Origin of the sequence: Psychrosphaera sp. B3R10 (genome assembly GCF_018861025.1) — a bacterium.
In the GTDB taxonomy this organism is placed as follows: Bacteria; Pseudomonadota; Gammaproteobacteria; order Enterobacterales; family Alteromonadaceae; genus Psychrosphaera; species Psychrosphaera algicola.
This window is the reverse complement of the sequence record NZ_JAHKQH010000043.1, coordinates 1-25,940: the sequence shown is the minus strand read 5'-3', so window position 1 is coordinate 25,940 and position 25,940 is coordinate 1. Positions and strand designations below refer to the sequence as shown.

Genomic DNA, 25,940 nt, shown 5'->3' with positions numbered 1-25,940 from the left:
TTATTATCTATTGGCTCCTGATGCAGGGGGCCGCCAGTAACGGGCAAAAATCGGCTATTCACTTTAATTAACCTTAAAAGCTTGTTTAATAAAGTCAAACAGTCCTCTACTTTCAAGTATGCTAATAGCGCTGTTTTTATCATTAATTAATGCATTCAACTCTTTGACTTCTTTAACGTATTTTTCATTTAAGCTGTCAATATTAGAAGTTAATCGGGTGTTTTTAGTTTCAATAGCTAAAACTTGCTTTTTCACTCCTTGGTATCCATCCGCTAACTGCTTGTTTTGGGATTGTAACGAATCAATACGGCTCTTAAATTCAATCTCTTTTTTTTCATAATATTGAGGAGTGACCGGATCACTTAAAATTTTACCGAAAATATTTTTACTAAACACGTTTTTCCAGAAATAAAAGTAATCTTCTAATTGCTCTGGTGAAGGTGATTTTGTTTCGTATTTTTTTTCAATAGACCACTTTTCAATATCTATCTCGATGATCGGTATACAATGATTTTTAAAGTCATGTATTTTTTCAGGGTCACAAGCATGAGTCTGTTTAACTTCTAAAGCTACTTTCCCCCCCCATTTTTCAGCTAGATCTTGTGGCGAAGAAAACTGACAAATTAGATCTGGATAGTAATAATCGAATGTATCTCTATTTGTAAGTTGTATTTTTACATCTTCAGTGCGCAGTTCATCAACGTCAATTGTGAACTTAACCTCGCCACACGTGAAATTGAGTTGCTTTTGTTCTGCAAGAGCTAATATCGCAATAGAATGAGATAATGAATCACTATCTTTATCTTCTTTAATAGATTGTTTAGGTTTTTTTATATACCTAAAGAAGCCTTTTATTACAGAAGACATTTCAGTTCTCGCATTTGGATCTTTTTGAGTACTCATGAAAGTAATCTTATTGAATTCATGAATATTGTCACGCTTCAGCTTAAGTACTTCCCAAATATAAAAAATCCTCAAAGGGTGTACTTCACCAGTTATATAATCGCCATTAATGTCCTTTCCATAGGCCCAAATTTTTTTATTTGCCATTTGTTAAACTCATCTTTAAGTTGCCATGGTGTATTTTTAAACCCAAGATAGGGGATAAGCAGGTAATCTCTGCTTATCCCCTAAACAGAACATTACCGGGCTTTGTTTGACTGTGAGAGAACAGATGCAGCAAATGATTTTGTATCATCACTGTATTTGTCGCTCTTCATAACATTTGAAGCCTTGGTTTCCATTCCGGAGCTCGTTTGATGTGTTGAGCTAGATTGGCTCAATACTGATGCCGCTAACGACTTTTGTATTTGAGACGCCGATGGATCATTTAATGTTGAAGCAGCTTTTGAAGCTAACTGCTTAGAGCTTTGTTTAGTATTAGTCATTTCAACTATCCTCTAAAATATAAATTTGAGCAGCTACATATAAACTGCTCGTTTACGCTAACTTTCAGCTGGAACAAGAATGGGCCAAGCTTTACAACCATAACGCCTTGCATCAAGCATCTGGTTTGACTTAGGGTCCTTTCTATATCTGCGAAAGATTAACTTCATACCCTCTGGAACAGGGATTTTCTTTTTAGTGGCCATAATGCACACTCCTATATTTAAGAGGCATTAGGTTGAAATGTTTTACGTTTTTGACTAAAGTAAGCCTGTCTGGAACGTAAAAATTCCTAAGATGTGCCTCGTTTGTTTGGGTCATCTGTCACAAGGTAATGCGCCAACATTACCTTGTGATACCTTCCCATAAATTTTAAAAAATCATATCTCTTACCTGATTACTGCCAATTAGGCGGTTAAATATTCGATAGTTTCCGGTATCTTTTCTGTACCTACCTGCAATAATCGCAGGACTTATTCCGAGCTTATTTGCAAGGCTTAGAACACTATTAGGTGTATCTAGCATGCCAATATATTTTGACCAGTCATTTTTTGATAATGAAGCGGCTAAAGCTTTTTCGTCAGCCTCATCTTCCTGATTATTGACGTGTTCTGAACTGTCAAGATCATCAAAAAACGGTATTTTTGTCTCTTTCAAGTGAAGCGATACGTGTGCTAACTCATGCATTAAAACAAACCAAAAATTATCTAGTCTGTCATAGCGGATAGTCATACCAATAACAGGATTACCATCGATGCCCCACATCGCAGCACCATCTAAATATGTTTTGGGCAAATGTTTTTCAAAAACTAAATGTATTCCATTTTTTGCAAGCAACTCTTTAGCTAATAGCGGCCCTTTTTCCAGGCTTGAAAGCTTTAAAACTCTTTTCATGAAATCAAGATCTATTCGTTCTAGATCACAATTTGGCAGCTTAGTATTGAGTGTTTTGCTTAAAACCTTTGCTTGCCAAGCTGCTAAAGCCAATGAATCCATTTTTTTATTTGTTGTATGTGCATCACTTTTTCTTAAGTGAGCTGAACAATTATCAAAGGTATTCATACCTACAGGCTTGAGAAGCCCCTTAATAAGCTCTTCTGCACGTTCTTTAGCATCTGCTATATTTGCTATGGTTTTGCCAAAATAACCAAGCTTAAACATTGCTGAGATTGGATAATCATTATAATTGACATCTCTATTGTCTAGTTCATGCTCTTGTTCTTGCAGGAGTACATCATATGGGATTGCCAATCCTTCATGTAATGAACGAATCATAGATAGACTTAATGACTTTTTCTTATTCAATATTTCAGATACCCTACTTTTTGTACCTAAATATTGAATTAAGTCTTTTCTAGATAAATTTTGTTGTTCCATACGATATTCGATAGCAGAAACGGGATCTGGCAAGCCAATATCAAAAAGTTCTTTCTCGTAATTTTCAATTAAAAGCCCTAACACACCTATTAAATCTTCATTTGCGATGGGATCTTTTTCAATAAGCATCGATAGGTGCTGTTGAGCCTCTATTCGTTCTTTTTCATTTGTAATGATTTTTATTTTCATATTGCTCACCTACTTAAGATTCCATTTGCTTGATTCAGCAATGGACCCTATTTTTTCTACAATAATGACACCGGCTCCAATAACAATTAACGCAAGTAATTTAAAGCTTCCAGCAAAGAAGTGGAATATAACTTTGTTATTAGGCAAAAAGTCGATTCCTCGATAAGAGATCTTTATTATTTCCTTATCTTTCCAAGAAGCTTCTTCTACTTCACGTAACCAACATTGCAATGGCTTTTGCGCATCACAATTATTCGCTATGTACGTAGTAATTAACTCTCGACCAATGACTTTCAAATTGTAGTTCCTTTTTATTACAGCCCCATTATTGATCCATTTATTGGAACTTTCAAATATTTTTTAAAAATATATTAGTGGAACCTTATTTTTAAATGAGAAATACCTAATTAAGCAGTATGTACAACTGCTCTTATTAAATACTATTTTATTAATAAATTGATTGGATAGGAGTACTTAAAATATCTAAGCCTTTCTCTTTAGGCAGATTTAATACATCGCAATACTGAACGTATTCAAATACATTCAGTTTTCTTTCACAGGTTTCTATTCTTACCACAAACTGGTGAGGCTCACCCAGTAATTTACCAAGGTCACGCACAGTTAACCCCTGCTCATTACGAGCAGCTTTTAGCCAGTCTATCAAGGCTTTATAACGAGAATCGTTTATATGCTTAATCATGGCATGAACTCTATTGCATAACCCTCTTGGCAACAAAACAGTACCAAGGTATGATGACAATTTGGTGCGATTTAGATGCCAAATATTATTTAATTATTAATAGATAATGTCATTAGATATTAGGCAACCGAGGTGTTCATGAAACAAAATACTGAAGATGTATATAAAGAGTTTAAGCATATGCTTGGATCAGGGGCTCTTCGTATATTACTTAATGTAAAAATTGGAGAATCCACTTTAGATGGCTTAGCAGAGCAATTGCATCGAGATAATGCTCAGTTTAATGACAACAATGTTGATATTGCCAAATGCTATAAATTTTTGAAATACCAATTGAATAAATTCGGTTTAACAGGTATTCAACAAATAGTAGATGAGAAAACCGATCTCACAGCCCTCTTCAAATTTAAGTTTATCTCTCAAATAGAGGACAGTGAAGTCAATTTTTTAATCCCTGACGCATGGGCAATATTACGCTTACCAAATATAGAAGACAGAAGAAAAATTAGTTATCGAATATTTTCGAGTTGTGTCAAAACAGGTTCAGTTAAACTATCAGATAAGATACCCAATTTTAATGGCTTTAAAGAGAATGATGGAAAATTTGAGTGGCGTGAATCATCAGGTATTAAATTTTTACTCTATAAGGATAGAATGTGCGAATTTAATGAATATGCAGCTGACTATCTAAATAATTATTATGTTGCCCCTTATTTAAAGAATGCTGGAGAAACTGAAAAAACCGTGCAGATACTGTCAATTGATCAAGTTATGAAAGGTTGGAAAATATCTCCTTTGTCATCTAACAGTCACTCGTAAAATTAATGTGAATTTATTATAAAAAACAGGCCTAAAGCTATAAGGATTAGGCCTTGCTAGAAGTTAAGCGTTCTGTCCTGCAACCCAACCGCTACTCCAGGCCCATTGGAAGTTGTACCCTCCTAGCCAACCAGTAACGTCAATTGCCTCACCAATAAAGAATAAACCTGAAACTGATTTCACCTCCATTGTTTTAGAAGATAGATGATCAGTATCGATCCCCCCAATTGTGACTTCTGCGGTTCGATACCCCTCAGTTCCAGAAGGTTTTATCTTCCATGCATGTATATTTACAGATAATGCTTGAATTTGTTTATGATTCAGCTGTTTGATAGGTACATTAGGAATATCAAACAAAGTGATGAGCTTTTCAGCAAACCTTTTAGCAAATAGAGTTGAAAGGTAATTCTTAATTGAAATATTTGGTTGTTCAATCAAGGCCGCAGTAATAAGCTGTTCAATATCTTTATTAGGTAACAAATTTACTTCTACTTGATCGCCTGGATGCCAATAAGATGATATTTGAAGAATAGCCGGTCCAGAGAGTCCTCGATGAGTAATTAACATATCCTCAGCAAATGACATATTGTTTGTAGTGACAGTTACATCGGTTGATACCCCTGAAACTTCAGACAGTAGCTCTTTCAAGACAGGATCGAGTGTAAAAGGTACTAAGCCTGCTCTTGTTGGAAGTACAGTTAAGCCAAATTGTTCAGCTAATTTGTAAGCAAAAGGAGTAGCACCAAGCTTTGGCATTGAAAGACCACCGGTAGCTACTATTAGAGATTCACACTTATAGCTTTGCTTGTTTGTGTAAACATAGAATTGCCCATCTTCACATTTTTCGACCTTAGTAATTTCAGTTTGAAAACTAAAACTAACATTACTTTTCTCACATTCATTCATGAGCATGTTTACAATATCTTTTGCCGAATCATCACAAAATAATTGCCCAAGTGTTTTTTCATGATAAGGAATATTGTAGTCATCAACTAAACCAATAAACTCCCATTGAGTATACTGACTAAGAGCTGACTTACAGAAATGAGGGTTTTTACATAAGTACTTTTCTGGCTCTATATAATAATTAGTAAAATTACATCTACCGCCACCAGATATGAGAATCTTTTTCCCTGGCTTTTTGGCATGATCTAGTACTTTTACTTTTCTATTATTTTTTCCTGCGGTATTTGCAGCAAATAAACCTGCCGCTCCAGCACCAATTACAATAACGTCAACAGACTCACAATTAGTCATTATGCTGCCTCTTTATAGTTTTGCAGATTTTGAGGGGCCGAATCGATCAACAAACTATGCCTTAGAGTGCTATCTTTACTGTTGATCTTAAAGTCATCATAACCAATTGAAAATAAATAATTTAAATATAATAAACAATTTAACTTGTAATGTTCATCTCCTTCGGCGGTTCGGTAACCTTCAGTGCCGTTTGGTTTTACTTGCCACTGATGAATGGTGGCGATGGTGTTGTCTAAGTCTTTATGCTGGAGCTGCTTTATTGGCTTGTCAACGAGTTGTTTTGACTCGATTAATGCTTCGATAAACCGTTTTGGTAACCACTGCGCTAACGTATTTTTTAGGCTTTGATTTGACGACTGTTGTTTTAAATTATCCAGTTCTTGTTTTAAGTCGATATGAGGCAGCAAATCGATTGAAACCGCTTCGCCTGGTAACCAATAATTGGAGATTTGTAAAATCGATGGACCAGACAAACCTCGGTGGGTAAATAACATGTCGGCGGGGAACGAAGTGCCGTCTTTTGATTCCACTCGAATCGGGAGCGATACGCCAGATAAATCAGCATAAATCGCTTTGTCATGGTCATGCAGGGTAAATGGCACAAGGCCAGCGCGTGTTGGCAATACCGTTAACCCAAACTGCTCAGCCACTTTATAACCAAATGGTGTAGCACCCAATTTAGGCATAGACAGCCCGCCTGTTGCGATAACAACAGACTCACATTGATAGTTAAGGCCAGATGTTTGCACCTCAAAACCTGAGTTGGTTTTTGTTACGTTTGTAATTTCGGATCTAAGCTGAACTTTAACGCCGGCTTCGTTGCATTCGCCCATTAATAGTCGCACGATATCTTTGGCACTGTCGTCACAAAAAAGCTGACCAAAGTCGCGTTCGTGGTAAGCAATCTCATATTTGGCAATCAGACTTAAAAAGTCCCACTGGGTATAACGAGACAACGCCGATTTAACAAAGTGCTCATTGCTGCATAAATAGTTGCTAGGCTCGACATCCATATTAGTAAAATTACAGCGGCCGCCGCCAGAAATTAATATCTTTTTCCCGGCTTGCTTTGCGTGATCAAGCAATAATACACGACGTCCCCGATAACCCGCTTGTGCTGCACACATCAATCCGGCTGCACCCGCTCCGATAACGATTACGTCAAACTGCTGACCTGCCATAACTTACTCCAAAATTTTAAAGGCGCATTTTCCAATAAGCAGATCATTAAAACAACTGAATTCCTTATTCCGCCGAAATTTCGTTCAATAACAAAAATAAATAGCCCATTATTAAAAATATTTAGTGTTAATACTCGATTTGCTCTCGAAAAGTGGTGATTAATTAGTATACAATACGCGGCTTGTTAACAATTTAATATTTGCGTAGGAAAGTTCGTGACCTATAGAGTCTTTTTATTTTTTATTTTAGTTTTTTTGCCAATTGGAGCCGAAGCTCGCATGATGATGCTCGCATCACCTGGCAACTATAAACTTGAACCTATGTTCAAAGATAAAGAATGGGATATGTCGGCCGAACTTGGTGTCCTCCTCACATCTGGTAATACAAATTCAACGTCGTTTTTAAGTAAAATAACCGCTTCACACGAGATATTAAAATGGCGGTTCAAGTACGATTTAAATGCCTTATTAAAACAAGACGAAAAGTTTGATTCAGAAAAAAATAGAGAAGTACTAACGACTACTGCTGAAAAGTATTCATTTGATGCTCAAGGAAACTATGAGCTAACGCGAACCAATGGTGTCTTTGCATTGATTTCACACACCGACGATCGATTTGCTTCTTTTACTAAATACTCGATGATAGTTGCGGGTTATGCTTTCCGCGGCATCAACAAATCAAACATGTTTCTAGATCTAAACTTAGGTCCTGGATACGCAAGAGGCGTATTGAAAGCTGACGGGGCTGTTGAAGAAGGTCCTGTTGTACGCGCTTCAGCGGCCTATTCTTGGGTAATATCTAAAAGCGCTAAATTTGTTCAAAATGTAAGTGTGCAAACAGCTGGCTTTAATAACAGAAGCATCTCAGAAACATCAATCGTCACTAAAATTAGTGACTCAATGCAGATGAAAGTAGGTTTTCGAGCGATTCATAACAGTGAAGTGGCCACTAATCTAAAAAATTTAGATACTCAAACGTCTGTCACTCTAGTTGTTAACATTTAAAAAGACCCATTTGTCATGAATATGTAATTTATTCGATTTTATCGCGTGATAAATTGGACATATTCGAAAAGTCTTCTACTTTAATTAACAAATTCAAAATTTATATTTTATTAGTAACCACAAAAAACTTAACACGGAAATTTTATACATGAATAATTACTTGGTACTTGGCGCTGTTGCATCAGCATTGTTTTCAAATATTGCAACTGCTGCTGAGCCAGCAAAAACATCTAACTTTGACATAACTGCAGAGCTTGGTGTTCTATTAACATCTGGTAATACTGATACATCTTCATTCTTCACTAAGATTGTTGCTAAGCAACAACTAGAAAAGTGGACAAACAAATATACTTTCGACATGTTGAAAAAAGAAGCTGAAATCAAAGATTCTGACGGCAACAAAATGACTCAGGAAACTGACGACCGTTGGAATGCTTCTGCAAAAGGTAGCTACAAAGTTAGCGGTAAATCTTCAGCGTTTGTTTTAGGTAGTTATGCTGACACTCAATACGGTGCTTATGCTACATACGCAACTGTATCTGGTGGTTATAGCTTCCGTGCTCTTGAAAAAGAAAACCTATTTTTAGACTTAGATGTTGGTGCCGGTTTTGTTGACGCTAAAGTACAAGGTACTGACGACAGCGATGACAGTGAATTATACCGTGGTTCTGCCGCTCTAGAGTGGAAAATTAACGACATGACTAAGTTTGTTCAAAACGTAAGTATTGAGCACGCTCCTGGTTTAGACAATACTCAAACAATTACTGAAACGGGTGTTTCTGCATCTTTCAGTTCTTCTATGCAAATGAAATTTGGCTTTAAAACAATTTCAAATACCAATGTTGCTGAAGGCTTTGAAAAAACAGACACTGAAACAAGTGTTACTGTTGTTGTAAACTTCTAATATATCGTTGGTTTTTGGCCAACTAAATATTAGATATCAACCAATACGAAATAAGGGTGCTTTTGCGCCCTTTTTTGTGCCCGTCTTTTAATGAACATCACTTTGTTTTTATAGTGTGCCGCTAGCGTAATACCTATGGTATTACTGCTTTAAACGTAGCCCTTGTTTTGAAACACCAATTTTACAGGGGCTTTGCCCTAGATACTCTCCGTCTGCTTCAATATCTAAGCCTGTTGTTTCAACCACAAGAGGTTGTGACATCGACTTAATTTCAACATGATCCGACCCAGAGTGTTTTGCAAACAGCAACTTTACTAATAAAGCTAACTTGGTCCATAAGTCTTGTTTTGCCAACTTGACCATTTGCACACTATTGTCCTCGGGGTTGGCCTTAGGCGCGATTGGTAAACCGCTTCCAAAAAAGCGACTGTTAGCAAAGGCCGTCATAAAGTTAAAATAGGTTTCCGTTTTATTGTCATACGAAATGGTACATTCGGGTTCCCGGTAAAGCGGGATATACCACAAAGCCGCGATAAGATAACTTAAACTCGGAACTGTCCCTTTGTTGTGTCTTAACGCCTTGGCGATAGCGGCGTCAAAACCAATACCTAATACATTATGGTAATACACCAACTCCGCTGTTTTAGAGCCTAGAAATTCACAATAGCCAAGGTGGATGGTTTTGTTTTCCTCGCCGGTGACGACGTTCAAAAGGTAATCGAGATTATTTCGGTTTTTCCCGTACCAGGCTCGGGCAAAGTCATTCCCCGTACCGGCTGGCATTAACGCCACATTAAAGTTGTAATCAATCAGTACATTAATCATTAAGTTAAATGTACCGTCACCCCCCACAACAATAACATCGGTGTATTCGGTGTGGTGCTTAGCAAAAAATATTTTATTGGCACTAACGGTTGGCGCCGTTGGATAAAGCGTATAGTCAAACTGCATTTGACCAAGCTTCGCTACAAGTTTATTTAACCGGCGCGTTCGACGACGATTTGGTAAGGGATTAAAAACCACCAAATATTTTCTTGCTGTCATTCATTCTCTCGGGTACTTTAGGCCGTCAGTTGGCACTTTTGTTACAGCCTATCAGGTTAAACAAAAAAAGATCTATGTCATAGTAAAAAGTAATATCATCACCTAGTCTGACCACATCCAGTAAAAACAGCCACTTGCGGACCTTTATATCAAAAAGTAATAAACAGTATACTATTGATACTTTATCGTAGTAGTGATCCTTTTCTACAATCCCCCTCTGTAATCCATAAATCCGAGATCGTTATGAGTCCAACACAACTTGTACAACAATTGAATCAAGCTTCGTCGCCATTGTCGGCGCAGCAAGTGGCAGACCTGCAAACTTTGGTCAGCGCTTTAAACCCAATCCAACAGGCATGGGTAAGCGGCTATTTAGCAGCTACGGCCAATGCAGCTATGCCAGCGGCACAACCTGCGGGCGTTGCTACGCAAACCAACGAAGCCTCAGTGCTAACTATTTTATATGGTTCGCAAACAGGTAACGCTAAAGGTGTTGCTAATCAATTGAAAGAACAAGCTGAATCTCGTGGTTTAGCAGTTAAATTGGTAAACATGGCTGACTACAAGCCTAACCAACTTAAAAAAGAAAAATATATCGCGATTGCTGTTTCTACCTACGGTGAAGGTGAACCACCTGAAGACGCAGAAGCATTGCACGAATTCTTAGCGTCTAAAAAAGCGCCTAAATTAGCTGGCGTGAAAGTCGCGGTTATCGGCTTAGGCGATTCAAGCTATGAATTTTTCTGCAAAACAGCCATCGACTTTGAAGAACGCTTTAAAGCATTAGGTGCTGAAACGGTTGTTACTCGTGCCGAGTTAGACGTTGATTATGAAGACCAAGTACCAGCCTGGATTACTGGTGCCGTGGACGCATTTGAACCTGAACTCAAAGCAAGCTCACAAGGTAGCGCACAAGTGATACCAATGGCTGGATTTGGTGCGCCTGCACCTCAAGCGAGCCAGTACACAAAACAAAACCCATTTGCCGCTGAATTATCGGTTTCGCAAAAAATTACCGGGCGTGACTCTACAAAAGATGTTCGCCACGTTGAAATCTCGCTTGAAGAGTCAGGATTAACGTATCAGCCTGGTGACGCACTAGGCATGTTCTTCTTAAACGACGAGACGCTTGTAGATGCACTGTTAACTCAAGTTGAATTAACAGGCGAAGAGCAAGTTAAGTTAGGCGAAGAATCACTCACTGTGCGCCAAGCACTAATTGAAAAGTTAGAATTAACGCAATCTTACCCAGGATTTGTCGACAAGTATGCCCATGTAACAAATAATGCAGAGCTACTAAAACTTGTTGAAGATAAAGCCGCATTGCGTGAATACATCGAAGCACGTCAAATATTTGATGTTGTCGCTCAAAACCCAGCTAAATTAGACGCTCAAACGTTAGTTGATTGTGCCCGTAAGTTACAAGCACGTTTATACTCAATCGCGTCAAGCCAAGCTGAAGTTGAAGATGAAGTTCATTTAACGGTTGGACTTGTCGAATTCGACGCGTTTGACAGCGAACATTTAGGCGGTTGTTCTGGTTATTTAGCACGTCGTGCTGAAGAAGGTGCATCGATAAAAGTCTTTATCGAGCACAACAACAATTTCCGCTTACCAAGTGACGACAATACTCCAGTGATCATGGTTGGTCCAGGTACGGGTATTGCGCCATTTAGAGCATTTTTACAAGAACGTGATGCACGTGACGCCGAAGGTGAAAACTGGTTGTTCTTTGGCAACCCTAACTTTACCCAAGACTTCTTGTATCAAGTTGAAATCCAAGGCTACGTTAAATCTGGCCTATTATCTAAAGTCGACCTAGCGTTTAGCCGTGACCAAGCCGAAAAAATCTATGTTCAAGACAGATTACGCGAGCAAGGCAAAGACGTATTTGCATGGTTAGAAAAAGGCGCGCATTTTTATATTTGTGGTGACGCAAACCGTATGGCAAAAGACGTACATCAAACCCTCCTTGATATTGTTAAAACTCATGGCGGTAAAGATGACGAACAAGCAGAGCTATACCTTAAAGAGTTGCGTAGCACCCATCGTTATCAAAAAGACGTGTATTAATAGTCGAACAGAATTTTAGGAATTAACGTGAGCATAGATTTAGAAAACAATGACATTAAGCCAAACAGCAAGCACGATGCCAATGCAAAGTTTGCTGATAACGAGCGCTTAAAGACACAGAGTAATTTTTTACGCGGCACAATTGAAGCCGATCTTACTGACCAACTCACTGGTGGATTCACTGCAGACAACTTCCAGTTGATCCGCTTCCACGGTATGTATCAGCAAGACGACCGCGATATTCGTGCAGAACGTTCTAAACAAAAATTAGAACCGTTACATAACGTAATGCTTCGTGCCCGTATGCCTGGCGGTATTATTCAACCAGCGCAATGGTTAGCCATCGACAAATTTGCAGATGACAAAACCATGTATGGCAGCATTCGCTTAACCACACGTCAAACGTTTCAGTTTCATGGGGTATTAAAGCCGCATATCAGAGGCATGCACCAAATGTTAGACAGTGTTGGTATCGACTCGATAGCAACGGCTGGCGACGTTAACCGTAACGTGTTGTGCACAACTAATCCTGTTGAATCTGAGTTACATCAAGAAGCCTATGATTGGGCGACTAAAATTTCAGAGCATTTGTTACCAAAAACGAAAGCGTACGCTGAAATTTGGTTAGATGGCGAAAAACAAGCAACTACAGAAGAACCAATTTTAGGGTCAACTTACTTACCACGTAAGTTTAAAACCACAGTGACTATCCCACCAAACAACGAAGTGGATATTCACGCGAATGACTTAAACTTTGTTGCGATTGCAGAAGACGGCAAGTTAATTGGTTTTAACGTGCTTGTAGGCGGCGGTTTAGCAATGACTCACGGCGACGTAAACACCTATCCGCGTAAAGCAGATGACTTTGGGTATATTCCGGCTGAGCATACTTTGTTAATTGCAGAACATGTCGTAGGCGTTCAACGTGACTGGGGTAACCGAGCTAATCGTAAAAATGCCAAAACGAAATATACATTAGATAACTTTGGTGCAGACGCATTTAAAGCTGAAGTTGAAAAACGTGCTGGCATTAAGTTTGAAGCAAGCCGCCCTTACGAATTCACTCATCGTGGTGATCGTATCGGTTGGGTAGAGGGCATTGATGGCAAACACCATTTAACGCTATTTATCCAAAGTGGTCGTATTTTAGATTACCCAGAAAAAACCCTTAAAACAGGTTGTCGCAAAATTGCTGAAATTCACCAAGGTGATTTCCGCATGACAGCAAATCAAAACTTAATTATTGCCGGTGTCCCAGCTGATCAAAAAGCCATTATCGAGAAAATTGCTCGCGAACATGGACTTATTGACGACAACGATACTGAACAGCGCAAAAATTCTATGGCCTGCGTAGCAATGCCAACGTGTCCATTAGCCATGGCGGAAGCTGAGCGTTATTTACCAAGTTTAATAGAAAAAACTGAGGCGATATTAGCCAAGCACGACATTGCAGAAGACGACATCATCATGCGTGTTGTTGGTTGTCCAAACGGTTGTGGACGCGCTTTATTAGCAGAAATCGGTTTAGTTGGTAAAGGACCAGGTAAATACAATGTGTATTTAGGTGGTAACCGTGAAGGAACTCGTGTTCCTAAATTGTATTTAGAAAATGTTTCAGAAGACGTTTACTTGCCTGCTTTTGACGAACTCATTGGGTCGTGGGCAAAAGAACGTAATGACGGCGAATGTTTTGGTGACTTTGTTATCCGTAAAGGAATCGTCGCTGAAGTGAAAGTATCTAAAACAGACTTTCACGCCTAACAAATTTGGGCTCCTTTGAGCCCCATTGGGAAAAAATTATGACTAGTGCTACAGCTATCAATGAAAAAAATTCAGGACAAGGTTCTGAATTGATTACAGATCTTGCGCAAATTAATCGCGATCTGTCATCTTTAAATGCTGAAAAACGTGTTGAGTGGGCCTTAGAGAATTTGCCACAACAAGCGATGTTGTCGTCTAGCTTTGGGATCCAATCTGCGGTTATGCTGCACTTAGTAACCCAACAGATGCCAGATATTCCAGTTGTATTGACCGATACAGGTTATTTATTTCCTGAAACGTATCAGTTTATCGATCAACTTGCAGAACGTTTAAACCTTAACCTACAGATTTATCGGTCTGACCTTTCACCTGCATGGCAGGAAGCTCGATTTGGTAAATTGTGGGAAAAAGGTGCCAGCGGTATCAAGCAATACAACCAAATGAATAAAGTTGAGCCGATGCGTCGTGCGCTGCAAGAACTAAATGTAAATACATGGTTCAGTGGTATCCGTCAGGGGCAATCACAAAGTCGTGCGGAAAAACCAGTCGCAGAGTACAGTTTCATCCGTGGTGAAAGTCAGCCGGTAGTAAAACTTCACCCTATACTGGAATGGACAAATCGTGATATATATCAGTACTTACAAAAACACGACTTACCTTATCACCCTCTTTGGGAAGAAGGTTATGTCTCGGTAGGTGATATGCAAACAACACAAAAACTCGAAGCTGGCATGACCGAAGAAGAAACGCGTTTCTTTGGTCTTACACGCGAATGTGGTTTACACGAAGTAAGCGACGGCAGCGGCATTTAGTGCAAAGCTTACCGCTATTTTTTAATTTAGAAAACAAAGCCGTACTGGTTGTCGGTGGCGGTGATGTTGCGTTGCGTAAAGTACAGTCGTTATTGCAGGCTGGGGCACAGGTAACTGTTGTCTCACCTGAATTTCATCACGCTTTAGAAGAAATAGCGGACTCAAAGCTCAATCGAGTCTTTAAAGAATATCAATCAACAGACGTTGAACAAAAACAACTGGTTATCGCGGCTACAGACCATTTAACATTAAACAAACGTGTTAAAGATGATTGTGACGCTGCGAACATTTGGGTCAATGTTGTCGACCAACCAGATCTCTGTGGTTTTACGTTTCCATCTATCATCGACCGCTCACCGCTTGTTATTGCCATCTCTACCAACGGCAAAGCACCGGTTTTAGGCCGATTATTAAAAGAAAAACTCGAAAAGATCATACCTCGCTGGACTGGCCAATTTGCCAAGCTCGCCGGCGAATTTCGAGCGCAAGCAAAACAGCAAATCAACGATTTTAAATCTCGTCGCCATTTTTGGGAACGTGTGTTCCGCGGTAAAGCATCACAATATGCCGCAGGCGAGCAATGGGATTTAGCCACTAAAGAAATGCAAAACGAATTAAGTGCTGCGGCGTCAGGAACAAAATCAGCCAACAGTGACGGCCAAGTCTTTTTAGTCGGCGGTGGTCCAGGCGACCCAGATTTATTGACCATAAAAGCCTTACAAGTTATGCAATTGGCCGACGTTATCGTTTATGACTACCTAATAGCCGATGACATTTTGCGCCTATGCCGTAAAGATGCCGACATGATATCCGTAGGCAAAAAGGCCGGTAAACATACGTTACCACAGGAAAAAATCAATCAACTACTTGTCGACTTGGCAAAAGAAGGAAAGGTTGTATGCAGGCTAAAAGGCGGCGACCCGTATATTTTTGGCAGAGGCGGCGAAGAGGCTCAACTCCTAGTAACGAATAATATCCCATTTAACGTTATCCCAGGCATTACCGCAGCGTCAGCATGTTCAGCCTCTACAGGCATTCCGTTAACACACCGAGATTACTCCCAGTCTGTGCAGTTTATTACGGGTCATTTTAAAAGTGCCGAGCAAAAAACCGAAGGTGATAAAGCGCCGGGCAAAGCCAATCAACCAAACTGGACAGCATTGGCAGCGTCGAATCAAACGTTAGTTATTTATATGGGCATCATTCGCAGCAGCAACGTTAAAGACAATTTACTCAAACATGGCCGTGCCGCTTCCACACCAGTGGCGATTATTGAAAACGGTACTCGTCCTAACCAAAGAGTCGTTACGGGCACACTAGCGCAGCTAGACACCTTAGCTGACGAACATAAAATTGGTTCGCCTGCACTTATCATAGTTGGTGAAGTTGTCGACCTACATCAAACGCTACATGCGGCCAATCTCGACTCATCGTTTTATTTATCTGAACCAAAATTGTAGTTCGGCCGCCAGTCTCAAGCTTTATTTACTGCTTTTATTTGATGATGTTAATGCACGTTAAATGTTTGCAAACGTCTTTAAAACAAACCTAACGTCTTTGTATCGTTGCGCGGTCATGTACAATCATAGCTGGAATGGCGTTGCATGAAATGGTATTAATGTTGCCATAATTGGCGCCGCTTTTTAATTAACGCCTTTAAAACTCGTATTTCGTAGCTATATGGATATTAAAAATTGAATAGCATCAAATTATTATTTTTCCTTGCCAGCATTATTTTCGCTTTTTCTTCGTCGGCCGAAGAACGATACCAACATGAAATTAATTTTGGACTTATCAATGTCGATACCTTTGAACTTTTTAGTACTGATTTCTCTGAATTTCCGGTATTTGGCGGGACATATCGCTATTACTTTGAAGGGTTAAGTGGCAATTTACCAAGCCATATTGAGTCTCATTTAGAACAAAAAAGCTGGGTGCAATACGACATAAATTTACTGTTTGGATTAGCACCTAGTTTAAGTGGCCAATATTATTTTGATAACGGCCTTAACCTAGAATATGACATTACTTATCTGCCAAATTTTTTGAGTCTTAACGAAGCCCGTAACTTCTCTGTGCTTTCAGACTTTGTTTTAAACAAAGCACTTAATAACCAATGGCAGCTAGGTGCCGGGTTTGTTGGCATATATAACAATGAAAGTTCTCATTCTTTTGGCTATGACAGAAACGATGTCGATCAGTTTTACATGCCAACATTCCAAGCAAGATATACCGATATTCAAGGCTCAACGGGTTGGGACATCAATAGTAGAATCGTCTTTTTTAGGGATTATTTATCCTGGTCTAACAAAGTGACTTATTTAGCCTCGAGCACTACAAGTTATAAGGTGACGGCCTCCCTCAGCCGTTTCCGAGATGATGAAAACTATGACTTTGATGATTTAGAGTTTGGAGAACTATATTTTCAAATAAGTGGTTCAAGGGAACATTGGTTTTCAAAACAGTCGTCTATCGACATTGGCATTGGTTTGCTTAACTTACTAAGCGAAGATCATGACGGCATTCCATGGTTACCCGTGTTTGAACTTAACGGCAAACACCGATTTTAAAGTTAACTGACGCTACCTCGGTTTTATTTCAATTTGATACTCGTCTAACGTCACAATTGAAGGGCCACGTTCACGGTCGTTAATAATGGTCTTATCGCCTATTTCAAATGTCACCGCGGCATGTAACGTATTAGTTATCTCCACTGCCACTTGGCTCATGTATTCTTTGCGCTTCTTAGTGATCCGTTTACGCGCATTGTTTAATTTGACTATTTTGTATTGTTGGTTAAGGATCTGCTCTTTAATCTCTGCCCGCTGCTGGTCGGTAAGAAACGACTGTAACCTATTTTTTAACGCATCTAACTCGTCTGACAATGGCTCAACTTTAGTCCAGATATCGAGCTCTTTTTGTTTAAACAAAACAAAGCTGCGGTTTAGCGATACCGACGTTGCCGTGTCTGATGGCGAACCAAGTTTTCCAACCAACAAGCCCTTACTTAACTTAATCTTTCCACCGACAAGCTTGCCGTCGCCAAATTTACCTCGACCAACTCGTAACGACGCGGCGGTTACATTACAATGCGAGAGCTGTTTATGAACATGCACATCACGCTTGGCAATAATGTCTATTTGATTTGCAAAGGCTACGTTAATTCGGTAGCCAGACTCCAATAAACAATTACTCATTCGTCCGTCATAAGGTTCGTCTAAAGGCTTACCAGACGCACCAGAGATGATGGTTATTTCACCACGACAACGAATGGATGCTTGCTCTACAAAGCCACCGATAATGACATCGCCGGTTGCCACAATACGCATTTCAGGTGAAACATCGCCAGCGATCATCACTGAGCCGTTAAATTTAATATGACCATGTTTAGGCGTTAATTCGGCTAGCGTATAAACGTCGTCGACTTCCATTCGATTTTCGATTAAACGCGCTAAACCTTCGCGTTTGGCCAACAGGATATTAGTGTCTTTCTTATCTATTGTCGTGCCACTTGAAACTTCGAGTTCGGCGTCTTTCCCCGCTGTTGGAATTAAGACTTCACCAAGTAAATTTTTGCCCGGCGTACCGCCAGTTGCTGGGAATTTTTGGAATATTTTTTCACCCGGCTTAACCGTTTCAATGTCGCCTAAATCTTTTAGGTCGACCTTGCCGCCTTCAATTTCCATGGGCCGTCTGATCTTTTCAGTCAACAATTCCACTAAAGGTTTGAAATACGCATTTTTACCGTGTTTAGGCTCAAGTCCTAAAGCAATTGTCCCTTCGATTAGGTCGCCTGGCTCAGCTTCAATAGTTTGATGCAACAATCTATCAACCAAAGACTTTTTAACACCAAATACAATACCGAGTTTTTTACATTCCGCTTTGATATCGTTTATATCAATGTTTTTACCGCCCCAGGCCATTTCAATTGTGGCTTTAGCGGTCATTTTATTTGCAGATAAAAAGATTGATAATTTACCGTCTCTAATCGCAGCAATTTGATGAACAAAGTCCCCTTCAGGCTCAAGTTCTTCTTTTACTGAAATTATAAACTCATTTCCAAGTTCAACAATGGATGGTAGTAATTCGTGAGATAAGCTGGCTTCGTAATATTGGCTGCGTTCAAATGCTGAAATAAGCAAGGCTTCAGTTAAAGGAGGCGTTTCTGCATTGCAAGCAACAATCAAATTGATATTGGTGTCTTCCTGCTCGAAATTAAAATCTTCCAAAGTACTACCTAATTAACCTATATGAACAAAAGTGACATTACACTTGCGATTAAAACATCTGTCGATATCAATTGAAGCGGCCCCATTTAAACCACGAAGTTTACGACCTGTAAGACAACATAAAACATGTAAAGTTATCGGCACGTTTTAAAAAATCATTAAACCGTTCGGGTCGCTCATCGACAAATTACCTCACAGACGAGTTTACTGCAAAGCAAATGTCCTGCACACTTAATGTATCACGCCAAAAGTATTTGGTTGTTTGATACTCGCAATGTTTTATTTATAGCCTTATTTCAAACTCGATTTAAAACCCAGTCTATAATTTAATAGAGTATAACCATGACTGTGGAACGTAACCCAAACAGGAATTTGATATGTTTAATCGCCATATTTGCGCCATTATTTTTCTTCTCACGCTAATGTACTCGGATGATGCTTTATCTCATGCAGAGCATGACAAGGCTCGTTATGTTGCCGTCGACGGCAAAGACCAAGGTTCATGCGAACAACCCGCCCAGCCTTGCCAATCAATTGGTTACGCCGCTAAAAAAGCAAACAAAGGGGATAAAATTTTAGTTGCCGGTGGCGAATACCAAGCCAAGAGTGTCGACGAGCTATTTTATCTCACCTCCGAACTTGTACCAAGTTACGGCGGCTATTCTAAAGCTGACCATTATAAAACCGCTAATCCTCAACAGAACCCAACATACATCAGTGGTGTCCCGGCAACTTATAATAAGCAGCTTAGCGAACGTGGCTTTATTCTCATCGTCGATAAAAAATCAAAGAGCTTGGCGGCGTCGGCAGCATTTCAACAAAAGCTTGGGCAATTTGATGCAATCAAACAATCCCAAAGCGACATAAGCTGTGTCAACGGCAATGCGGGAAGCTTCCCGTGTAATAATGTTGATCTCGTTTCACACGTGCCACTTAGCAGCTTTGCAAATTCACCATCTGCAGCCAATGACATTTGGGGACACGTCGACCTAAATACAGATATTGAATACGCTATAATAGGCTTACGTAACGGTGCTTCGGTGGTATCACTCGAAGATCCAAGTAATCCGCAAGTTGTTGGCCACGTCACCGGATTAACGGCGATCTGGCGCGACATTAAAGTTTATCAGTATTTCGATTTCGAACAGGGCATGTGGCAAGCATATGCTTATGTCTCTACCGACGGTGCGGCGGATAGCGTCACAATTATTGACCTAAACGACTTACCCAATAGCATCCATTCTGTTGGTCATGCCAATGAAGACGCAAGTTTACATAATATCTACATCAGCAACGTCAACTATGGTACAGGCGTAGCGATTAACCACCGACAACCTTTGTTGCACTCTATGGGATCGAGTCGTTATGGTGGGGCTCACCGCAGCTACGACCTCATCAATCCTAAAGCCCCAACTGCTGTTTATACACCAGTGGATGCAACACGAGACGATTACACCCACGATGGTACGTCTTTTGTGGTCACGGATGATCGCGTGGCAAACGACTGTCAGCGCTTAACCACAGACCAAACAACCCCAACCGAATGTGATATTTTTGTCGACTTTAACGAAAACGAAATGCGCCTTTGGGACCAAACCGATAAAACAGACTTAACCGAATTAGGACAGGGCATATACAACAACGCCGCTTATACCCATTCAGGTTGGTGGACCGAAGACAAAAAGTATATTTACGTTCACGACGAGCTAGACGAACAGCAATTTAATAACAATACCGCAGTGATGATATTTGATGTTTCTGATCTCACGGCACCGTTATCCAAAGGCCGTTGGAACGGCCCAACGAAAGCCATTGACCACAATGGTTTTGTTCGGGGTAATCGTTACTATATGTCTAACTATGAACGCGGCATGACCATTTTGGACATAACCGACCCAGTTAAGCCTGTCGAAATAGGTTACTTTGATACTTTTCCATTTTCAGATGACGACCAGTTTAATGGTGCCTGGGGCGTTTACCCATTTTTACCAAGCGGTCTGATTTTGATCAGTGATATCAATTCAGGCTTGTACGTCGTTAAGGACAAGACCAAAAACGTTGTAGCGGGCCAGATTTCATTTAGTCAAATGAAGCAAAACTACGCAGAAGGCCAAACAGCCATAATCCATGTTCAACGACTGCTAGATAGCACAGGCGAGATTAGCGTTGAATACCAAACTCTTTGGGGCTCCGCCACCGGCGACGATTTTGTTGCACAAACAGGCAAGCTAACTTGGGCCGACGGAGATAACTCTGATAAAACTATTTCTATCCCAATCAATTCCGACACTGACACCTTAGAATTCACCGAGCAATTTTCGGTCGAATTGTTTAACCCTCAAGGCGGCGCAACATTGCAAAACCCGGGTAACGCCTGGATCATAATTGACGGTAATAATGAAGTTAGCGGCGTTAAATTTGGTGCTGCAAGTGCCGAACTGATTGAAAACCAAACAAGCGACAAAACCCAAATTTTTATCCCAGTTAGTCGACTTCCGTCGTATGTGAGCGGTCTAAATGTCGGAGTGTCGGTTGTTCAAACAGGCGACAGCCAAGCCACAAACAACTCCGACTTTGTATTACACGATACAATGTTAACGTGGGCTGCTGACGACAATTCTGACAAAACAATCACCGTCGATATTATCAATGACGATCAGCAAGAAAGCACAGAGACAGTAACTTTAGCATTCGATGTGGGTGATAATTACCGAATAGTAGGTACGAACGCGTTCACAATTACTATATTGGACGATGACTCAAATGCCGCGCCAACCGTCACAAGCAATAATTATATCGGCGAAACCATCGAATCACTGCCGCTAGGAGACTTAGTCACGGTTAGCGACGATCAAACGAATTTAACGTACCAATGGACGCTGACTGCCAACAACAGCAATGCAACACTAAGCACGGCTAACACCTTAAATGCGAAATTTACAACATCAGTCGCAGGCGTTTACCCACTCACACTTATGGTAACCGACCCATTTGGCGAATCGGCAACAACCTCGTTTACCGTCGAAAAAACCGAAGCAAAAAAGCAAGACAAGGGTGGATTTTCGTTTAATTACTTAACATTGTTTTTAACCACCGCCCTAATCTTCCTAAGAAGGCGCGCAGATATTAAAAAGATCGGTAAAATTGTTCAAACTATGAGCAAATAATTAAACAAACCTAAATCAGGGAGTGACAAGCAATTCGACTTTGCTTATACTCCCTGCCGTTTTCTGGGATTCTTATATTCCCAAAAACATATGGTATGCCCCCTTAGCTCAGTTGGTTAGAGCATCCGACTCATAATCGGCAGGTCCCCTGTTCAAGTCAGGGAGGGGGCACCATTTTCTCTTCCCTAGACGTTCAAAACGCCTTTTTTATACCTAAAATTCAATAAAACAGCCCTACATCCCGCATTCTATGGTTTTACTAAGTCCTAGGTGATTTTGTAAGATCCTAACATTCATGTACCATCGAATGTACCAACAGCTATTTCAACTAAATCCATTGGTACATCATGGCAAAAAACATTACTCCATTAACCGATACAAAAATTAAACAAGCCAAAGCTACTGACAAAGAATTGTAGTGGCATAGTGATTTTGGCCACCTAATTAGAGGATGTTATGATTGAATCATAGCAGTATTAGGTGAAGATAATGGCTAAGAAGTCCCGTAAAAATTTCAGTCCAGAATTTAGATTAGAAACGGCACAATTGGTACTCGATCATGGTTATAGGCATGAAGAAGCAGCCAAAGCCATGAATGTGGGTTATTCAACGATTGGTAAATGGGTTAAACAGTTAAAAGAAGAGCGACAGGGCAAAGCACCTAAGGTAAGGAATGCCAATGGATGCAATCAAACAATAAACTAATATTTTCATGTCAAATTTTAGCTTATCTACAAACCCATAAAAAGGTAATCGTCCGGTAAACCACGCCTAGCAGATCGTTTTTGTCTAATTAGTTGCTGGGCAGGTATGCGTTAGACCCGAAGAATGGCTCAGGTGCCAGCAAATGCTGTTCTGCTAGTAAACAACGATATTTCTTGACCTGCATTAATAACACTTTGAGAAAGAGCAGATTAAAATAACAATATCAATAACATAAAAAGCAAATCAAATATAATGTAGACGCGATCAACACATTGAGTAGCCACACAATATCGGCTATCCTGATGCATTATTTTTAATGTATGTTACTTCTTGTGCCGTCTTTACATAGCGTTACAGTTAGACCTGCTGTCAAACCAAGCCCATCATTATCTGGATGAGACCATGCTTTAACAGCACAGAGAATAACCCTTTTAGCATCAGTTGCACCACTGCATAGTTCTGCAGCTTGACCAGCAGTAAAGCCCAACCCTCTATTAACTTTGCTACCAAATGCCATTTGGTAGCATTTTGTTGGTTCGGTATCAGGTATACTTTCTTCAGCGATTGAATTACAACTAAGACAAAAAAGTGTAAATACTAGGACATTAGACATTGATTTCATTAGCTTTTCCTTCATAAATATAAGGGGATACTCTAACAATTCAATCCTGAGGATTGGGTCACTCTTAGACCGATAGTGCTCTCGTTTTTGATTATTTTAACATTAGTATCAAATTAATTAGGGCATTACTAGCCAAGTACTTTCTATAATATTTAGTAGGTAAGCTAAATTGCCTCACTAATTCATTTATTTAAATTTGTAAGAGTCATAATAAAATTCCATTTTGAAAGCGGACCAACAGGCTCAGTGTCGCTGAACCGCTTTTATGATTAGTAAATGGTTGATTCAATAACTTCCTCTGCACTTGGTTGGAGATCCCTAATATCGCTGAGGCTCTTTTGGGATGACGGGTTTTCTGTTGATATTGCATGACAGTTGTTAACCTGATAATTCGAGCCAATTAAAGCGAACTATGACATTCCTCTGCACTCGGTTGGAGATCCCTAATATCGCTGTGGCTGACTCATATTACAAGCTAAGGGGATGACGTTTTTTGTTCTGAACTTTTGAGGCAATTGAAGGTGAATTATGAACTTCCTCTTCACTCGGTTGGAGATCCCTAATATCGCTTAGGCTGACTCATATTACAAGCTAAGGGGATGACGTTTTTTTCTGTGTATTTGGGATGACGAGTTTGAATGTTTCTACCCCCAAAAAAGAAATCATGATACAAATAACACTTGCGCCAGTCGTTTGAAATCGAACTATTGGTATTTAATTTTGGGAGATTAGTCATGCGCAAAGTGATATTTAGCCTTTCATTCCTGTTGTCGGTTTTTGCCAGTAGTCACGCTGCGGCTACAAATGTAAATAACAAAGACAACGAGCACGCTTACGCCAAAGGGCAAAAGTTAGTAGAACGTTTATGTACTTCTTGCCATCGCCGCAATTTAATCACTCGTAGCTCTGGATATACTTATCAACAGTGGCAATCGCTAACCCGCACTATGATAGATTTATCTGAACAACCTGAAACAGAACAGTTAATTTTTAGTTACTTGGCAAAAGCTTACCCTCCGAATAATCATCGTTCTCCAGATCTTGTTTCAGGCGATGTGCAAATTTTCTTTGAGCAATGGCACACACCAACGTTAGGACAACGTGCTCGCGATCCGGTTGAAGCCCCAGATGGTTCCATATGGTGGGCCGGGCAACGTGCGAACTTAATTGGCCGCATCGACTCAGATACCGGAGAAATGAAGGAGTATTCGTTGCCACCGAATGCGATGCCTCACTCAGTTACCCCAGATAAAGACGGAAATATTTGGTATACCGGAAATAAAAATGGCTCGATTGGAAAACTTGATCCAAAATCGGGTGAAATTACTGTTTTTAAAATGCCAGACAAAAACGCCAAAGATCCGCATACGGCAACCTTTGACAGTAACGGCATCCTTTGGTTTACAGCACAGCATAGTAATATGATTGGTCGATTAGACCCTAACACCGGAGATATTAAGTTAGTTACCATGCCGACGGAGCATTCGCGCCCCTATGGCATTAAAATCGACGCCGACGGCAATCCCTGGGTGGCCTGTAATGGCAGCAATTGTTTAGTGAAAGTAAACCCATCTACGATGCAATTAAAAGAAATTAAACTGCCGGATGCCGCTTCAAAAGTACGCCGTTTAGATATCGACAATGCCGGTAACATTTGGTTCGTGAATTCAGCATTAGGTCGCCTCGGACGCTATAGTCCAGACACCAGCGCAATAAAAGAGTGGCCCTCTCCCAGTGGCGAACAATCACATCCATACGCAATCGCGGTTGTTGATGGCATAGTATGGTACAACGAATCAGGAAAACGCCCCGATGCGTTAGTGAGATTTGACCCGACAACAGAAATGTTCCAAAGTTGGGCTATTCCCTCTGGGGAGATTTATGCTGGGATTATTAGGCACATGCGCGCAACTCAAAGTGGCGACTTGCTTATACATCAAAGTAGCACTAACAAAATTATAAGGGTCAAGATAACGCAAGATTAGAGTAACTAATTAAGGGCAATTTTTTGTCCCAGAACAATTACAGAGTCTGCATTATTCAGGTAAGATGAAAAAATAGTAAAGTCTCTAGCCGCTACATACTTTGCTGTTTAACACCAATTCAATCTATAAATTATTAATCCCCTTTGCAGGGGGATTTACACAAAAAGGGATTTGACGTTTATGCGTATTAATAAAGCTGTTTTACTTGCAACGAGCCTTGTCTTTTCAATTGCTAATGCTGAAGTCTTAGAGTTTCCAAAAGCCGGTTTTACAATCAATAGCTTGGATACAAGTCCTACAACGGGAATGTCGCAACCCCTTCAAATGTTTCTCCCTGCCAAAAATGGTTTTGCGTCAAACGTAAATGTTCAAATTCAACCTTACCCTGGCACCTTGACTCAATATAAAGAACTTTCGATAGGCCAATTTAAACAAATGGGTATCTCTATTGTTTCCTTTGAAGAAAGCGCAAATTCAATCTCATTTGAATACACAGGGATGATGCAAGGCCTTAGTCTTCATTGGTATGCCAAGGCTTTTAAAAAAGGCAATTATGTCTATTTAGTTACTGCGACAGGAAACGAAAAGGACTGGGCTGCAGACAAACAAGTCCTAATGGAAAACGTAAATAGCTTTAAACTTAAGTAAATATCATAATTTTTGAATCAACTGAGTCGGACCAACAGGGACCAATGGGGTCAGTGTCTGTAGGATCCCCACAAAT

21 protein-coding genes, 1 tRNA gene and 1 pseudogene are annotated in these 25,940 nt (G+C 40.0%); 13 read left to right on the top strand and 10 right to left on the bottom strand.

The window, feature by feature from the left end:
• Positions 1-63 precede the first annotated feature (63 nt).
• From KO525_RS16635 to KO525_RS16615, 5 genes are all read right to left on the bottom strand, one after another.
• Positions 64-1,050 carry a hypothetical protein gene (locus tag KO525_RS16635; protein WP_215964967.1) on the bottom strand — a complete coding sequence of 329 codons (987 nt, stop codon included), beginning with the start codon at positions 1,048-1,050 and terminating at the stop codon, positions 64-66.
• Positions 1,051-1,142: 92 nt separating this feature from the next.
• Positions 1,143-1,388, bottom strand: a complete 246-nt coding sequence (locus KO525_RS16630) for a hypothetical protein (RefSeq protein ID WP_215964966.1) — start codon at positions 1,386-1,388, stop codon at positions 1,143-1,145.
• Between the two features lie 370 nt (positions 1,389-1,758).
• On the bottom strand, positions 1,759-2,952 hold the full coding sequence (locus tag KO525_RS16625; RefSeq protein WP_215964965.1) for a transcriptional regulator: 1,194 nt from the start codon (positions 2,950-2,952) through the stop codon (positions 1,759-1,761).
• Positions 2,953-2,961: 9 nt separating this feature from the next.
• A complete protein-coding gene (locus KO525_RS16620; RefSeq protein WP_215964964.1) occupies positions 2,962-3,249 on the bottom strand; it encodes a type II toxin-antitoxin system HigB family toxin in 288 nt (95 codons plus the stop codon).
• A gap of 151 nt (positions 3,250-3,400) precedes the next feature.
• Complete coding sequence (locus KO525_RS16615) at positions 3,401-3,652, bottom strand: helix-turn-helix domain-containing protein (RefSeq protein ID WP_215964963.1); 252 nt, start codon at positions 3,650-3,652, stop codon at positions 3,401-3,403.
• A gap of 138 nt (positions 3,653-3,790) precedes the next feature.
• Between KO525_RS16615 and KO525_RS16610 the strand changes: the two genes are divergently transcribed.
• A complete protein-coding gene (locus KO525_RS16610) occupies positions 3,791-4,471 on the top strand; it encodes a hypothetical protein (RefSeq protein WP_215964962.1) in 681 nt (226 codons plus the stop codon).
• Between the two features lie 63 nt (positions 4,472-4,534).
• On the opposite strand, the gene KO525_RS16605 is transcribed toward KO525_RS16610, so the two are convergent.
• Complete coding sequence (locus KO525_RS16605) at positions 4,535-5,728, bottom strand: NAD(P)/FAD-dependent oxidoreductase (protein WP_215964961.1); 1,194 nt, start codon at positions 5,726-5,728, stop codon at positions 4,535-4,537.
• On the bottom strand, positions 5,728-6,909 hold the full coding sequence (locus tag KO525_RS16600; RefSeq protein WP_215964960.1) for an NAD(P)/FAD-dependent oxidoreductase: 1,182 nt from the start codon (positions 6,907-6,909) through the stop codon (positions 5,728-5,730). The genes KO525_RS16605 and KO525_RS16600 overlap by 1 nt, the downstream gene beginning before the upstream one ends.
• Positions 6,910-7,125: 216 nt before the next feature.
• On the opposite strand from KO525_RS16600, the gene KO525_RS16595 reads away from it, so the two are divergent.
• Together KO525_RS16595 and KO525_RS16590 are read left to right on the top strand one after the other, a co-directional pair.
• Positions 7,126-7,914 carry a YdiY family protein gene (locus KO525_RS16595; protein ID WP_215964959.1) on the top strand — a complete coding sequence of 263 codons (789 nt, stop codon included), beginning with the start codon at positions 7,126-7,128 and terminating at the stop codon, positions 7,912-7,914.
• A gap of 148 nt (positions 7,915-8,062) precedes the next feature.
• Positions 8,063-8,818, top strand: a complete 756-nt coding sequence (locus KO525_RS16590) for a YdiY family protein (protein ID WP_215964958.1) — start codon at positions 8,063-8,065, stop codon at positions 8,816-8,818.
• A gap of 141 nt (positions 8,819-8,959) precedes the next feature.
• Here the strand turns inward: KO525_RS16590 and KO525_RS16585 are convergent, their stop codons facing one another.
• Complete coding sequence (locus KO525_RS16585) at positions 8,960-9,862, bottom strand: diacylglycerol kinase family protein (protein WP_215964957.1); 903 nt, start codon at positions 9,860-9,862, stop codon at positions 8,960-8,962.
• Between the two features lie 243 nt (positions 9,863-10,105).
• On the opposite strand from KO525_RS16585, the gene KO525_RS16580 reads away from it, so the two are divergent.
• The 5 genes from KO525_RS16580 (at position 10,106) to KO525_RS16560 (ending at position 17,078) form a co-directional block, all read left to right on the top strand.
• A complete protein-coding gene (locus KO525_RS16580) occupies positions 10,106-11,935 on the top strand; it encodes an assimilatory sulfite reductase (NADPH) flavoprotein subunit (RefSeq protein ID WP_215964956.1) in 1,830 nt (609 codons plus the stop codon).
• A 33-nt stretch (positions 11,936-11,968) separates the two neighbouring features.
• A complete protein-coding gene (gene cysI, locus KO525_RS16575; protein ID WP_368668267.1) occupies positions 11,969-13,696 on the top strand; it encodes an assimilatory sulfite reductase (NADPH) hemoprotein subunit in 1,728 nt (575 codons plus the stop codon).
• 38 nt (positions 13,697-13,734) lie between these two features.
• Positions 13,735-14,508: a phosphoadenylyl-sulfate reductase gene (locus KO525_RS16570; RefSeq protein ID WP_215964955.1), complete on the top strand. Its 774-nt coding sequence runs from the start codon at positions 13,735-13,737 to the stop codon at positions 14,506-14,508.
• Positions 14,508-15,968: a siroheme synthase CysG gene (cysG, locus tag KO525_RS16565; protein WP_215964988.1), complete on the top strand. Its 1,461-nt coding sequence runs from the start codon at positions 14,508-14,510 to the stop codon at positions 15,966-15,968. The genes KO525_RS16570 and cysG overlap by 1 nt, the downstream gene beginning before the upstream one ends.
• 234 nt (positions 15,969-16,202) lie before the next feature.
• A complete protein-coding gene (locus KO525_RS16560) occupies positions 16,203-17,078 on the top strand; it encodes a hypothetical protein (protein ID WP_215964954.1) in 876 nt (291 codons plus the stop codon).
• A gap of 12 nt (positions 17,079-17,090) precedes the next feature.
• On the opposite strand, the gene KO525_RS16555 is transcribed toward KO525_RS16560, so the two are convergent.
• A complete protein-coding gene (locus KO525_RS16555; RefSeq protein ID WP_215964953.1) occupies positions 17,091-18,737 on the bottom strand; it encodes a DUF342 domain-containing protein in 1,647 nt (548 codons plus the stop codon).
• A gap of 377 nt (positions 18,738-19,114) precedes the next feature.
• On the opposite strand from KO525_RS16555, the gene KO525_RS16550 reads away from it, so the two are divergent.
• From KO525_RS16550 to KO525_RS16540, 3 genes and pseudogenes are all read left to right on the top strand, one after another.
• Positions 19,115-21,904 carry a choice-of-anchor B family protein gene (locus KO525_RS16550; RefSeq protein ID WP_215964952.1) on the top strand — a complete coding sequence of 930 codons (2,790 nt, stop codon included), beginning with the start codon at positions 19,115-19,117 and terminating at the stop codon, positions 21,902-21,904.
• 97 nt (positions 21,905-22,001) lie between these two features.
• Positions 22,002-22,078: transfer RNA gene (locus KO525_RS16545), tRNA-Ile, on the top strand.
• Positions 22,079-22,393: 315 nt separating this feature from the next.
• Positions 22,394-22,570 (top strand): annotated as a pseudogene (locus tag KO525_RS16540) (transposase); the annotation flags it as partial.
• A gap of 352 nt (positions 22,571-22,922) precedes the next feature.
• Here KO525_RS16540 and KO525_RS16535 read toward each other — a convergent pair.
• Positions 22,923-23,231: a hypothetical protein gene (locus KO525_RS16535; RefSeq protein WP_215964951.1), complete on the bottom strand. Its 309-nt coding sequence runs from the start codon at positions 23,229-23,231 to the stop codon at positions 22,923-22,925.
• 734 nt (positions 23,232-23,965) lie between these two features.
• On the opposite strand from KO525_RS16535, the gene KO525_RS16530 reads away from it, so the two are divergent.
• Positions 23,966-25,216, top strand: a complete 1,251-nt coding sequence (locus tag KO525_RS16530) for a cytochrome C (RefSeq protein ID WP_215964950.1) — start codon at positions 23,966-23,968, stop codon at positions 25,214-25,216.
• Between the two features lie 180 nt (positions 25,217-25,396).
• Positions 25,397-25,864 carry a hypothetical protein gene (locus tag KO525_RS16525; RefSeq protein WP_215964949.1) on the top strand — a complete coding sequence of 156 codons (468 nt, stop codon included), beginning with the start codon at positions 25,397-25,399 and terminating at the stop codon, positions 25,862-25,864.
• The last annotated feature ends 76 nt before the right edge of the window (positions 25,865-25,940 follow it).